This window comes from Pseudomonas fluorescens (assembly GCF_900636825.1).
GTDB classification, from domain to species: domain Bacteria; phylum Pseudomonadota; class Gammaproteobacteria; order Pseudomonadales; family Pseudomonadaceae; genus Aquipseudomonas; species Aquipseudomonas fluorescens_BG.
The window spans coordinates 75,457-88,485 of the sequence record NZ_LR134318.1; the positions used below are offsets into that span (position 1 = coordinate 75,457).

The following is a 13,029-nucleotide window of genomic DNA, read 5'->3' on the forward strand; positions in this document are numbered from 1 at the left end:
TCTTTTGCTTTTACGCTGGAATCGCCTTGGCCTTAGGCTCCCGCGCCCAAACCCGATGCTCGCCAATCGCGGCGAAGAACGGCTTGGTCAACGCGGTGACATCCTTGCCTTGCAGCAACCCCGCATCAGCGTCGAGTTTCAGCAGATCCTGCAGTTGCTTGGCCTCACCCTGCAGCGCAATCGCCTTCAGGTGCTTGTACGCCTCCAGCAGGTAGTGCAACGCCACGCCATCACCGCTGAGCGCCGTGATCGACGCCGCGCCGCCCGGCACAAATACCGCGTCAAAGGCAATCGACGGCATGCCTTCCATCGACGCATCCACCGGCAACGCCTTGCCATCAGCGGTTTTCACCGGAGCCGAGGTCGGGCCGAGCACTTTGGCGTGAGCACCTTCGGCTTCCAGGGCTTTCTTCATCGCATCAATGGCCGCACCGTCAACCCCATTGGCAGCGAGAATCGCCACTTTGCGCGTCTTGATGTCGCCGGGCAGCAGGTTGGCCTGGCTCAGCGCCGGCGAGCGTTCCAGTGAGGTCTTGCGCACTTCGACCGTGCCTTTGGCTGGCGCTGGCAAACCGAGGTTTTCCGCAACGCGTTTGGCCAGGGTCAGGTCGATATTCGCCAGAATCTCGTTCACTTCACGGGCACGAATGAATTCCCGCTCGACCTTGCCCAGCTCGAAACTGTAAGCGGCGATGATGTGCTCTTTCTCGTGGTCGCTCATGCTGTTGAAGAACAGCCGCGCTTGGGAGAAGTGATCGCTGAACGACTCGCTGCGCTGACGGATCTTCGCCGCGTCGATGCGCTCCGGATAGCTTTCGAACCCACCGTCCTGTGCTGCCGGCGGGGTTTCTTTCGGCCAGCCGCCGTCAATCGAATTAGGCTCGTAAGAAGCGCGGCCCTTGTCGATGGTGGTGCGATGTTGGGCATCGCGTTGACCGTTGTGGAACGGTGCAACTGGGCGGTTGATCGGCAGCTCATGGAAGTTCGGCCCACCGAGTCGGCTGATTTGCGTGTCAGTGTAGGAAAACAGCCGACCTTGCAGCAGCGGGTCGTTGGAGAAGTCGATGCCCGGCACGATGTGGCCAGGGCAGAACGCGACCTGCTCGGTTTCGGCGAAAAAATTGTCCGGGTTGCGGTTGAGGGTCATTTTGCCCAGCGGCGTGATCGGCACGATTTCTTCGGGGATGATCTTGGTCGGGTCGAGAATGTCGAAATCGAAGTCGTGTTCGTTTTCCTCTTCGACGATCTGCACGCCCAATTCCCATTCCGGGTAGTCGCCCATCTCGATCGCTTCCCACAGGTCACGACGGTGGTAGTCGGTGTCCTTGCCGGCGAGTTTCTGCGCCTCGTCCCAAACCAGCGAGCAGGTGCCGGCAGTCGGGCGCCAGTGGAATTTGACGAAGCGCGATTTGCCCTCGGCATTGATCAGGCGGAAGGTGTGCACGCCGAAGCCCTGCATGCTGCGCAGGCTTTTCGGGATCGCCCGGTCGGACATCGCCCAAATCACCATGTGCGCCGATTCCGGCACCAGCGAAACAAAGTCCCAGAAGGTGTCGTGCGCCGAGCCGCCGGTAGGAATTTCGTTGTGCGGCTCGGGTTTTACCGCGTGTACGAAATCGGGAAACTTGATTGCGTCCTGAATGAAGAACACTGGCATGTTGTTGCCGACCAGGTCGAAGTTGCCCTCGTCGGTGAAGAACTTCACCGCAAAGCCACGGACGTCACGCACGGTATCGCCGGAACCGCGTGGGCCCTGCACGGTGGAAAAGCGCACGAACACCGGGGTTTTCTTGCCCGGATCCTGTAGGAAACCAGCCTTGGTCAGCGCCGCATGGTTCTCATAAGCCTGAAAGAAACCGTGCGCGCCGGTGCCACGGGCGTGGACGATGCGCTCCGGAATCCGCTCATGGTCAAAATGCGTGATCTTTTCACGCATGATGAAATCTTCCAGCAGCGACGGGCCACGGGGTCCGGCCTTGAGCGTGTTCTGGTTGTCGGCAATCTTCACACCCTGATTGGTGCGCAGCGCCTGACCGGTAGCGTCAGAGCGGAATTTTTCCAGGCTGTCGAGCTTGGTATTGGTGTTGGCGCGATCCTGGGTATCGGTCCCGGCCATCTCGCTTTTATCAGGTGCAGGCTTTTTGATGCTCATCAGACGTAAACTCCTCGTTTGGCCCCGGATGCCTTCCGAAGACCCTTGAGTGATTCCCGGGCACGGCACCCAGGGTTTCAAGTCGCTTACTTAGTGACTGATGAGAGTTTTAGCCGTTCCGTTTATCTGACCTTTGATCGCGTTATTGCCAAATTGAAGGTTAATTGCGAAATAAATGCTAAGAACCTCTATACGGACAGGCTAAAATGCGCGCCCGGCTAACCGCTGATCCTTTTCTAACGCGCCCCACAAGGTTCGCTACGTGATCGAGTTTCAAAACGTCCACAAAACTTACCGCGTCGCCGGTAAGGATATTCCCGCGCTGCACCCGACCAGTCTCGCCATCGAGAATGGCCAGGTGTTCGGCCTGATTGGCCATTCCGGTGCGGGAAAAAGTACCCTGCTGCGTCTGATCAATCGCCTGGAAGACTCCAGTGGCGGCAAGATCATCGTCGACGGCGAAGAAGTCACCGCACTGGACGCCAACGGCCTGCGCCGTTTCCGCCAGCAGGTCGGGATGATTTTCCAGCACTTCAATCTGCTCGCCTCCAAGACCGTGGCCGACAACGTTGCCTTGCCGCTGACGCTGGCCGGTGAGCTGTCGGGCAGTGACATCGACAAGCGCGTGGCTGAATTGCTGGCGCGGGTCGGTCTGTCTGACCACGCGAAGAAATACCCGGCGCAATTGTCCGGCGGCCAGAAGCAGCGCGTCGGCATCGCCCGTGCACTGGCGACCAAGCCGAAAATTCTGCTGTGCGACGAGGCCACCAGTGCTCTCGACCCGCAGACCACGGCGTCGGTCCTGCAATTGCTGGCCGAGATCAACCGCGAGCTGAAACTGACCATCGTCCTGATCACCCACGAGATGGATGTGATCCGTCGCGTCTGCGATCAGGTCGCGGTGATGGATGCCGGCGTGATCGTCGAGCAAGGTTCGGTGGCCGAGGTGTTCCTGCATCCGAAGCATCCGACTACCAAGCGTTTCGTTCAGGAAAGCGAGCAGATCGACGAAAGCGAGCAGCGTGACGATTTTGCACACGTGCCGGGGCGCATCGTGCGTCTGACCTTCCAGGGCGAAGCGACCTACGCGCCGTTGCTCGGCACCGTCGCCCGGGAAACCGGCGTCGACTACAGCATCCTCGCCGGTCGTATCGACCGCATCAAAGACATTCCGTACGGGCAACTGACCCTCGCCGTCACCGGTGGCGACATGGAAGCGGCGTTCGCCCGCTTCACCGCCGCTGACGTTCACATGGAGGTGTTGCGCTGATGGAAGACCTGATGAGTTTCTTCACCAATATCGACTGGTACGAAATCTGGCTGGCCACCGGCGACACCATGCTCATGCTCGGTGGTTCGCTGCTGTTTACGGTGTTGCTCGGGTTGCCGCTGGGTGTGTTGCTGTTTTTGTGCAGCCCACGTCAATTGCTGGAAAACCGTGGCCTCTACGCGGTGATGTCGCTGGCGGTGAACATTCTGCGCTCGCTGCCGTTCATTATCCTGTTGATCGTGATGATCCCGTTCACCGTGCTGATCACCGGCACCTCGTTGGGCGTGGCCGGTGCGATTCCGCCGCTGGTGGTCGGCGCCACACCGTTCTTCGCGCGTCTGGTGGAAACTGCACTGCGTGAAGTCGATCGCGGCATCATCGAAGCGACCCAGTCGATGGGCGCGACTACGCGGCAGATCATCATGAACGCCTTGCTGCCGGAAGCCCGTCCAGGCATTTTCGCAGCGATTACGGTGACAGCGATTACACTGGTGTCCTACACGGCGATGGCTGGTGTGGTGGGCGCCGGTGGTCTCGGTGACTTGGCGATCCGTTTCGGTTACCAGCGTTTCCAGACTGACGTCATGATCGTCACCGTGGTGTTGCTGTTGATCCTGGTGCAAGTGCTGCAAATGGTCGGCGACCGTCTGGTCGTGCATTTCTCGCGCAAATAACTGGTTTCGATCATCGAGAGAGGCGCTGGCCATAAGCTGGCGAGCGCCCTGAAAAGGAGTTAGCTGAATGAAAAAACTGATCGCTGCTTTTGCTGCCGTTGCGGCATTCTCGGCCCACGCCGAAACCCTGACCGTTGCTGCTACCCCGGTGCCGCACGCGGAAATCCTCGAGTTCGTGAAGCCTGCCCTGGCCAAGGAAGGCGTGGACCTGAAGGTCAAAGTCTTCACCGACTACATTCAGCCGAACGTGCAGGTCGCCGAAAAGCGCCTCGACGCCAACTTCTTCCAGCACCAGCCGTATCTGGATGAGTTCAACAAAGCCAAGGGCACCAGCCTCGTTGCGGTGACCGGCGTGCATCTGGAGCCGCTGGGCGCTTACTCGAGCAAGTTGAAGGATCTGAAAGAGCTGCCAAGCGGTGCCAACGTGGTCATCCCGAACGACGCCACCAATGGCGGACGTGCGCTGTTGCTGCTGGCCAAGGCGGGCGTGATTACCCTGAAGGATCCGACCAACATCCTGGCGACCATCAAAGACATCGCGCAGAACCCGAAAGACCTGAAATTCCGTGAACTGGAAGCCGCGACCATCCCGCGCGTGCTGACCCAGGTCGATCTGGCACTGATCAACACCAACTACGCGCTGGAAGCCAAGCTCGATCCATCCAAGGATGCGCTGGTGATCGAAGGCAACGACTCGCCTTACGTGAACATCCTCGTGTCCCGCGCGGACAACAAGGACAGCGACGCGATGAAGAAACTGGCCGCTGCGCTGCACAGCCCGGAAGTGAAGCAGTTCATCACCGAGAAGTACAAAGGTGCGGTATTGCCGGCGTTCTGATTCCGGTTGCTGCAATGAAAAAGGGGACGCCATGTGCGTCCCCTTTTTTGTGCCCGGTGTTCGGCTTTGGACCTGCTGTGAAGCTTCCCCTCACCCCAGCCCTCTCCCGCGGGAGAGGGAGCCGACCGAGGTGTCTGGCGCCATGCATCGACCTGAAAGGTCTTGGCGATTCTGGATTCAATGCAGCACGTTCAATTCGATGTAGCTCCCCAACTTTCCCCATTCAGTCCCCTCTCCCTCTGGGAGAGGGCTAGGGTGAGGGGCTTTCAAGGGGCCGACCGAGGTGTCTGGCGCCATACATCGACCTGAAAGATCCAGGCGATTCTGGATTCAATGCAGCACGTTCAATCCGATGTAGCTCCCCAATATTCCCCATTCAGTTCCCTCTCCCTCCGGGAGAGGGCTAGGGTGAGGGGCTTTCAAAGGGCGACCGAGGTGTCTGGCGCCATACACGACCTGAAAGATCCAGGCGATTCTGGATTCAATGCAGCACGTTCAATTCGATGTAGCTCCCCAATATTCCCCATTCAGTCCCCTCTCCCTCTGGGAGAGGGCTAGGGTGAGGGGCTTTTCGCTCTTCAGCTTTTATTTGCGCTCAAGCATCCCCGGCAACTGCGCAACCAGCTTGGCATTGTTCAATGGCGCTCGGATAAACCCGCGCTGCGTGCCATCCGGGCCGATCACCGCGAGGTTGCCGCTGTGATCCACCGTGTAATTCGGCTTGCTCGTATCCGCCGGAATAAACGGAATGCTCACCGCGTTCGCGACCTTCTGCAGCTCTTCAATCGAGGTCGGCGTCAGGCCGATGAACTGCGGATCAAAGTAGCCCAGATATTGTTTCAACTGCTTCGGCGTATCGCGGTTGGGGTCAACGCTGACCAGCACGATCTGCAACTTGTCCACAGACTCCTTGGGCAGTTCGCTCTTGATCTGCCGCAGTTGCGCCAACGTCGTTGGACAAATGTCCGGACAGAAGGTGTAGCCGAAAAACAGCAGGCTCCACTTGCCTTTCAGCTCATCGATAGCGACCGGTTTACCGTCTTGATCGGTCATCGTCACGTCGGGCAGGTTGCGGCTCTGTGGCAGCAGGATAATGCCGGCGTCGATCAGTGCAGTGGGGTCGCCCTGGCCTTTGCCGCTCAGCACTTTGTTGACGGTGAGCCCGAGGATCAACGCGATCACGGCGACGAGGATGAAAACGGTTTTCTGGGTTCGGGTCATAGGTTCAACAGTAAGTAGTGGTCTACGAGCAGGGCGATAAACAACAGGAACAAGTACCAAATAGAGTACTTGAAGGTGTTGATCGCCGCGTGCGGCCGAGTGCCACGGTACAGCACCACAGCCCATTGCAGAAACCTCGCGCCCAAGGCCAGCGCGCAGATCAGATAGAGAACGCCGCTCATATGAATCACATACGGGAGCAGACTCACCGCGAGCAGCGCGAAGGTGTACAGCAAAATGTGCACTTTGGTGTAGTGCTCGCCGTGGGTGACCGGCAACATCGGTATGTCGGCCTTGGCGTATTCCTCCTTGCGATGGATGGCCAGTGCCCAGAAATGCGGCGGTGTCCAGGCGAAGATGATCAGCACCAGCAGCAACGGTTCGGCGCTGACGTGACCGGTCGCAGCGGTCCAGCCCAGCAGCGGCGGAGCGGCGCCGGCGAGGCCACCGATGACGATATTCTGCGGTGTCGCACGTTTGAGAAACCCGGTGTAGACCACCGCGTAGCCAAGCAGCGAGGCCAGCGTCAGCCATGCCGTCAGCGGATTGGTGAACGTCAGCAACAAGGCCTGCCCGAGTAGCGCCAGCACCAGTGCAAACGTCAGCGCCGCCGCAGGCGAAACCCGACCTTCGGCCAGCGGCCGCTTGTGGGTGCGCGCCATGACCGCATCGATGCGCCGATCGACCACATGGTTCACAGCGGCCGCGCCACCGGCGCACAGCGCGATGCCCAGATTGCCGAACACCAGCACTGTCCATGGCACGCCGGCACGGGTCGCGAGAAACATGCCGACCAGCGAGGTGATCAGCATCAGCACCACGACTTTCGGTTTGGTCAACTCCAGGTAATCACGCCACAGCGCTTGCGTCGGACGCTCGCCGATCAGACTCGCCATGGCGTTTCTCCTTTTAGAGCGATGGGCGCGATGACAGGTTTATTCGCACCAAAGCGCCAGCGCGCATGGGCCGGCCGGGTCGCCCGGACCAGGCCGGTGCGCGCGTGATAGTTGACCAGCACCAGCGTCAGTAACAGCGCCGCGCCGCCCGCGTTATGCGCAACAGCCACCGGCAGCGGCAGGTGAAACAACACGTTGCTGACGCCGAGGGTGATTTGCGCGGCGAGGGCAATCAGCACCAATCCCGCCAGACGTGTCATGCCGACGACTTTCAACTGCCAGGCCAGCCCGAGCAGCACCAACGTCACCAGCAATGCGCCGATGCGATGGGTAAGGTGGATCGCCGTGCGTGCATCGCTGTCGAGCTGTCCGCCGAGATAATTCGGGCCGATGTGTTGGGTCAGATGAAAGCCGTTGGCGAAATCCGCTGGCGGCAACCATTGGCCGTGGCAAGTCGGGAAATCGATGCAGGCCACTGCCGCGTAATTGGAACTGACCCAGCCACCCAAGGCGATCTGACCAATGACCAGCAACAGGCCCGCCGTCGCCCAATACTGCAAGCGCTTGGGCACGGTCAGCGCCGGCAGCACGCCGGACAATCGCAACGTCAGCAAAAACAGCAGACTCAACGTAGCGAAACCGCCGAGCAAATGCCCGGTCACCACCTGCGGCCAGAGCTTGAGCGTCACCGTCCACATGCCGAACGCCGCTTGGGCGATCACCACCGCCAGCAGAAACAGCGGCAGCTTCAGCGGCAATCCCGGATGACGCCGATTAACCCATGCGCGACCGGCCAATACCGAGATCAGCAGGCCCAGGGTGCCGGCGAAATAGCGATGGATCATCTCGTTCCAGCCTTTGTGCGCCTCTACCGGTGAGTCGGGGTAATGCAGTTCGGCATGGGCCAGTTGCGCCTCGCTTTTCGGCACGCTGATAAACCCGTAGCAGCCCGGCCAGTCCGGGCAGCCGAGGCCGGCGTGGGTCAGGCGCGTGTAAGCGCCGAGCAGTACGACAATCAATGCCAGCAGGGTGGCAAACAGCGCGAGGCGAAATCCAGGTTTGGCCATGACGATGCCCTTATCCGATGTTCGACAGTTTCAGCAGGTGACGCAGGTCGTTAAGCAGATCCTTGCCCTTCACGTTCGGCTCGTAGCGCAGCACCAGATTGCCGTGCGGGTCGATGATCCACAGCTGCGGCGTGGCGTGGTCGGCCGCCGTCTTGCTGAAGGCACCGGCATCCAGGGGATACCGTTGCAGTTGTGGGTATTCGCGATCGAGTTTGGCGGCGTAATCGGCGGTTAATGGTTGCGCAGCAGCGAGCGCGTGGCTGGCGCGCCCGGCCTCGCGTCCGAGACCGATCTGAATCTGCCGCGCCAGGTACACCAGCTGCTGGCAATCCACTGCGCATTCCTTCGGCGCGGTCACCAGCATCTGCCAGCGTGTTTCATCTGCCTGCACACCGAGATCGGCGCGGGTCTGGCCGTTGCCGAGCAGTTCGCCGTGGTAACTGCGCCCCTCCGGCACCCAGAACTGCAATTTGTACATGCCGGTGGCGAGCAGCATCGGCCCGACCACGCCCAGCACAATCAGCAGCAACTGAATGCGCCCGCGACGGCGACTTGGGGCCGGTTTGGCCTCAGACATGCTGGGTGGATTCATGGCGTTTCCCATGGCGGTTCTCCTTTGCGTTGTGCCAGCCCAAATAGATGTAGAGCCCGAGCAAAGCCGTGGCCATGGCGAACCATTGCACGGCGTAGCCGAGGTGTTTTTCCGGACCCATCGCGACCACCGGCCAATCGGTCTGATAGCTGGCCGGGCCGGGTTCGGCGCGCAGTTCGTAAGCGAAGCCGTCGCGCTCCAGGCTTCGCCACAACTTGGCTGGTTCGACAGCGGTGATGGTTTGCGGCCAGTGGTCGCTGACCGGATCGGCATGCAGCTGGAAGGTCGCACCCGGCGCAACGTAGACCCAGGCGTCGAGATTCAGCGTCTGCGTCGGCGTGGTGAATTGCGGCGGTACCCGGCGATCCGGCCATGGCAGCCAGCCGCGATTGATCAGCAACCATAAGCCGGTGCGTTGGTCCTGAAACGCTTGCAGCAGCTCGACGCCGACCTTGCCGTCACGCTGGCGGTTATCCAGCAACAGGCTGTGATCGGCGTCGAACTGGCCGTACAGGTGCACACGGCGATAAGCCGGATCGGTGCTGTTCAGCAGCTCGGTGCTGGCCATCGGCTCGGCGACTCGACGCTCTGCATAATTGGCCAGCAGCGCGGTTTTCTCCGCAGCGCGACCCAATTGCCAGAAACCCAGCGCGACCATCAACGGCAGCAACAACGCGACCACCACCGTCGGGATCACCCCGGGGCGAAAGCGCTTCATGGCCGCGCCAAAAGGTCAGTCGTGGTGATCGCTATACTCAATTGCATCGCCTGTCCCCCGGAGTCTTCCCATGTTCAAAGCAGCGATCGTCCTGATGCTGATTGCCACGGTGATCAGCCTGTTCAGCGGCCTGTTTTTCCTGGTCAAGGACGACAGCAGCTCCAATCGTCTGGTCATCGCCTTGAGTGTTCGGGTGGCATTGGCCGTGGTCACCGTCGGCCTGATGGCCTGGGGTTTCTACAGCGGCCAATTGGTGTCCCACGTCACGTGGTAGCGGCAAGCGGTCAGCTGCAAGCTACAAGTCAGAAGCGGTACCGCTTTGACTTGAAGCTTGCAGCTAGCAACTTGCAGCTGTTTTCAGAGCACATAAACGAAGAAGAACAAGCCGATCCACACCACGTCGACGAAGTGCCAATACCAGCTCGCCGCTTCGAAACCGAACTGGTGCTCGTTGTCGAAGTGGCCCTTCATGATGCGCATCAACATCACGAACAGAATGATCGTGCCGATGGTGACGTGGGCGCCGTGGAAACCGGTGAGCATGAAGAACGTTGCGCCGTAGATGCCGGACCCGAGGGTCAGGCCCAATTCTTTATAGGCGTGGATGTATTCCTCGGCCTGGAAGCCGAGGAACGCGATGCCCAGCAGCACCGTGATCGCCAGCCACAGTTTCAACGCGCCGCGATGACCTTTCTTCAGCGCGTGGTGGGCGATGGTGATGGTCACGCTGGAGCTGACCAGCAGAATCGTATTGATCAGCGGCAGGCCCCACGGACTGATGACTTCCTTCGCGGGCGGGAACAGTTTCGGATCAGGCGTGTTCAGCAGCGGCCAGACAAATTCGAAATTCGGCCAGAGCATGTGCGCGATACCTTTCGGCCCTTCGCCGCCCAGCGCCGGCCCGGACACGTGGCGCACGTAGAACAGCGCGCCGAAAAAGGCGACGAAGAACATCACCTCGGAAAAGATGAACCAGCTCATGCCCCAGCGGAACGAGCGGTCCAGTTGCGGGCTGTACAGCCCCGCGCGACTCTCCTTGATCACTGCCCCGAACCAGCCGAACAGCATGTAAGCCAGCAACAGGCCGCCGACGAAAAAGATCAGCGGGCCGTGGGAATCCGGGCGTGCGGCCTTCAGATCGTTGAACCAGGTCGCCAGGCCGTACACGGTGACGAACATCCCGACTGTGGCGACGATCGGCCATTTGCTCTGGGCCGGGACGTAATAGTGCTCATGAGTTGCCATTTATTGTTCTCCTTATCGGGCACGCTCAACCGCCAGTGTTAACAGCCACCGGAGGATGTCGGGCGGTGATATCGAACAGCGTGTAGGACAGCGTCAGGTGCTTCACTTCCTTGGGCATGTCGCGGTCAACGATGAAACGCACGGGCATCTCGATCTGTTCACCGGGCTGCAGCACCTGCTGGGTAAAACAAAAACATTCGGTCTTGTGGAAAAACGCTGCCGCGTTGCTCGGCGCGATGCTCGGCACCGCTTGCGCGCTCATCGGTTTGTCGGTGGGATTGCGCGCGATGAACACCATCTCGTTGACCGCGCCGGGGTTGGCGGTCAGCTCGTCGTGCTTGGGGTAAAAGTCCCATGGCATGTCGGCGGTGTTGGTCGACAAGAACTGCACGCGCACCTGGCGCGAGGTGTCGACCACTTGCTCGCCCGCGTATTGCCCGCCGGTCTTGCCGTTGATGCCGAAGGCTTTGCACATCACGTCGTAGAGCGGCACCAGGGCAAAACCAAAGACAAACATCGCCACCACCACCAGCAACAGGCGGGTGACGAGTTTCTTCAGCGAGATCGAGTCAGCCATGGTTCATGCCTCCCCCGAGAACCCCTGTGGGAGCGAGCCTGCTCGCGAAGCAGACGCCGCGGTGCGTCAGACACACCGCGTCATCGTTCTTCGCGAGCAGGCTCGCTCCCACAAAGAGATCCGTGTTCATTTCACTTCCGGCGGTGTGGTGAAGGTGTGATACGGCGCCGGTGACGGCACGCTCCATTCCAGTCCTTCGGCGCCATCCCACGGTTTGGCCGGTGCCGGTGGGCCGCCACGGATGGTCTTGATCACAATGAACAGGAAGAAAATCTGCGTGGCGCCGAACATGAACGCGCCGATCGACGAGACCATGTTGAAGTCGGCGAACTGCAGGTTGTAGTCCGGAATCCGTCGCGGCATGCCCGCCAGCCCAACGAAGTGCATGGGAAAGAAGGTCAGGTTCATACCGACGAACGACAGCCAGAAATGCAGCTTGCCGAGGGTTTCGTCGTACATGTGCCCGGTCCACTTCGGCAGCCAGTAATAGGCCGAGGCGAAGATGCCGAAAATCGCTCCCGGCACCAGCACATAGTGGAAGTGCGCGACCACAAAGTAGGTGTCCTGATACTGGAAGTCCGCCGGGGCGATAGCCAGCATCAACCCGGAAAAGCCGCCAATGGAAAACAGGATGACGAACGCCACCGCAAACAGCATCGGCGTCTCGAAGGTCATCGAGCCTTGCCACATGGTGCTGGCCCAGTTGAACACTTTCACCCCGGTCGGCACGGCGATCAGCATGGTCGCGTACATGAAGAACAACTCGCCCACCAGCGGGATGCCGACCACGAACATGTGGTGCGCCCAGACGATGAACGACAGGAAGGCGATGCTCGCGGTGGCGTAGACCATCGAGGTGTAGCCGAACAACGGCTTGCGCGCGAAGGTCGGGATGATCTGGCTGACCGCGCCGAAGGCCGGCAGGATCATGATGTACACCTCGGGATGCCCGAAGAACCAGAACACATGCTGGAACAGCACCGGATCACCGCCGCCGGCCGCGCTGAAGAAACTGGTGCCGAAGTGGATGTCCATCAGCATCATCGTCACGCACCCGGCCAGCACAGGCATCACCGCGATCAACAGGAACGCGGTGATCAGCCAGGTCCAGACGAACAGCGGCATTTTCATCAGGGTCATGCCGGGGGCGCGCAGGTTGAGGATGGTTGCGACCACGTTGATCGCGCCCATGATCGAACTGATGCCCATCAAGTGAATGGCAAAAATGAAAAACGTCACGCTTTCCGGCGCATAGGTCGTCGACAGCGGCGCATAGAACGTCCAGCCGAAATTCGGCCCGCCACCGGGTGTGAACAACGTCGACACCAGCAGCAGGAACGCGGCCGGTAACAGCCAGAAGCTGAAGTTGTTCATCCGTGGCAGGGCCATGTCCGGCGCGCCGACCATCAGCGGGATCATCCAGTTGGCGAGGCCGACGAACGCCGGCATCACCGCGCCGAAGACCATCACCAGGCCATGCATGGTAGTCATCTGGTTGAAGAACGCCGGCTCGACGATCTGCAGCCCGGGTTGGAACAGCTCGGCGCGAATCACCATGGCGAACGAGCCGCCGAGGAGGAACATGCAGAACGCAAACCACAGATACAGCGTGCCGATGTCCTTGTGGTTGGTGGTCAGCACCCAGCGCATCAGGCCTTTGGCCGGACCGTGGGCGTGGTCGGCGTGACCGTGGTCATCGATGACAGCGCTCATGGCCGGTCTCCTTCACGTGAGTGGACGGGGCAGGCCGGTGCGCGGGGCGCCGACCGATTCACGAAG

At 60.4% G+C, this 13,029-nt stretch carries 13 protein-coding genes; 4 read left to right on the forward strand and 9 right to left on the reverse strand.

Translation table 11 applies throughout. The annotated features are described in order from the left end of the window. Positions 1-10: 10 nt before the first annotated feature. Complete coding sequence (katE, locus tag EL257_RS00370) at positions 11-2,152, reverse strand: catalase HPII (protein ID WP_126358848.1); 2,142 nt, start codon at positions 2,150-2,152, stop codon at positions 11-13. Positions 2,153-2,414: 262 nt separating this feature from the next. Between katE and EL257_RS00375 the strand changes: the two genes are divergently transcribed. The 3 genes from EL257_RS00375 to EL257_RS00385 all read left to right on the forward strand — a co-directional run bounded on the left by EL257_RS00375 (position 2,415) and on the right by EL257_RS00385 (position 4,934). Next, positions 2,415-3,422, forward strand: a complete 1,008-nt coding sequence (locus EL257_RS00375) for a methionine ABC transporter ATP-binding protein (RefSeq protein WP_126358849.1) — start codon at positions 2,415-2,417, stop codon at positions 3,420-3,422. After that, on the forward strand, positions 3,422-4,096 hold the full coding sequence (locus EL257_RS00380; protein WP_126358850.1) for a methionine ABC transporter permease: 675 nt from the start codon (positions 3,422-3,424) through the stop codon (positions 4,094-4,096). The genes EL257_RS00375 and EL257_RS00380 overlap by 1 nt, the downstream gene beginning before the upstream one ends. 67 nt (positions 4,097-4,163) lie before the next feature. Then, positions 4,164-4,934 carry a MetQ/NlpA family ABC transporter substrate-binding protein gene (locus tag EL257_RS00385; protein WP_126358851.1) on the forward strand — a complete coding sequence of 257 codons (771 nt, stop codon included), beginning with the start codon at positions 4,164-4,166 and terminating at the stop codon, positions 4,932-4,934. A 585-nt stretch (positions 4,935-5,519) separates the two neighbouring features. On the opposite strand, the gene EL257_RS00390 is transcribed toward EL257_RS00385, so the two are convergent. Genes EL257_RS00390 through EL257_RS00410 form a run of 5 tightly spaced genes read right to left on the reverse strand, consistent with a single transcriptional unit; the run spans position 5,520 to position 9,428 of the window. After that, a complete protein-coding gene (locus tag EL257_RS00390) occupies positions 5,520-6,155 on the reverse strand; it encodes an SCO family protein (RefSeq protein WP_126358852.1) in 636 nt (211 codons plus the stop codon). After that, the gene (gene cyoE / locus EL257_RS00395; RefSeq protein WP_126358853.1) at positions 6,152-7,051 is read right to left on the reverse strand and encodes a heme o synthase; all 900 of its coding nucleotides are present in this window, start codon (positions 7,049-7,051) and stop codon (positions 6,152-6,154) included. Before cyoE ends, EL257_RS00390 begins: the two co-directional genes overlap by 4 nt. After that, positions 7,039-8,118 (reverse strand): COX15/CtaA family protein, encoded by a 1,080-nt coding sequence (locus EL257_RS00400; protein ID WP_126358854.1) that lies wholly within the window; start codon positions 8,116-8,118, stop codon positions 7,039-7,041. The genes cyoE and EL257_RS00400 overlap by 13 nt, the downstream gene beginning before the upstream one ends. 10 nt (positions 8,119-8,128) lie before the next feature. Then, the gene (locus EL257_RS00405) at positions 8,129-8,722 is read right to left on the reverse strand and encodes a hypothetical protein (RefSeq protein ID WP_126358855.1); all 594 of its coding nucleotides are present in this window, start codon (positions 8,720-8,722) and stop codon (positions 8,129-8,131) included. Then, positions 8,688-9,428, reverse strand: a complete 741-nt coding sequence (locus EL257_RS00410; protein WP_126358856.1) for an SURF1 family protein — start codon at positions 9,426-9,428, stop codon at positions 8,688-8,690. Before EL257_RS00410 ends, EL257_RS00405 begins: the two co-directional genes overlap by 35 nt. Positions 9,429-9,498: 70 nt before the next feature. Here EL257_RS00410 and EL257_RS00415 point away from each other — a divergent pair, with 70 nt between their 5' ends. Continuing rightward, entirely contained in the window at positions 9,499-9,702 is a 204-nt protein-coding gene (locus EL257_RS00415; RefSeq protein ID WP_126358857.1) for a twin transmembrane helix small protein, read from the forward strand. A gap of 83 nt (positions 9,703-9,785) precedes the next feature. Here EL257_RS00415 and EL257_RS00420 read toward each other — a convergent pair whose 3' ends face one another. The 3 genes from EL257_RS00420 to ctaD all read right to left on the reverse strand — a co-directional run bounded on the left by EL257_RS00420 (position 9,786) and on the right by ctaD (position 12,963). Further along, a complete protein-coding gene (locus EL257_RS00420; RefSeq protein ID WP_126358858.1) occupies positions 9,786-10,673 on the reverse strand; it encodes a cytochrome c oxidase subunit 3 in 888 nt (295 codons plus the stop codon). A gap of 25 nt (positions 10,674-10,698) precedes the next feature. Beyond that, positions 10,699-11,250, reverse strand: coding sequence for a cytochrome c oxidase assembly protein (locus EL257_RS00425; protein ID WP_126358859.1), 552 nt, complete (start codon positions 11,248-11,250; stop codon positions 10,699-10,701). A 126-nt stretch (positions 11,251-11,376) separates the two neighbouring features. Beyond that, the gene (ctaD, locus tag EL257_RS00430) at positions 11,377-12,963 is read right to left on the reverse strand and encodes a cytochrome c oxidase subunit I (RefSeq protein WP_126358860.1); all 1,587 of its coding nucleotides are present in this window, start codon (positions 12,961-12,963) and stop codon (positions 11,377-11,379) included. Between the last annotated feature and the right edge of the window lie 66 nt (positions 12,964-13,029).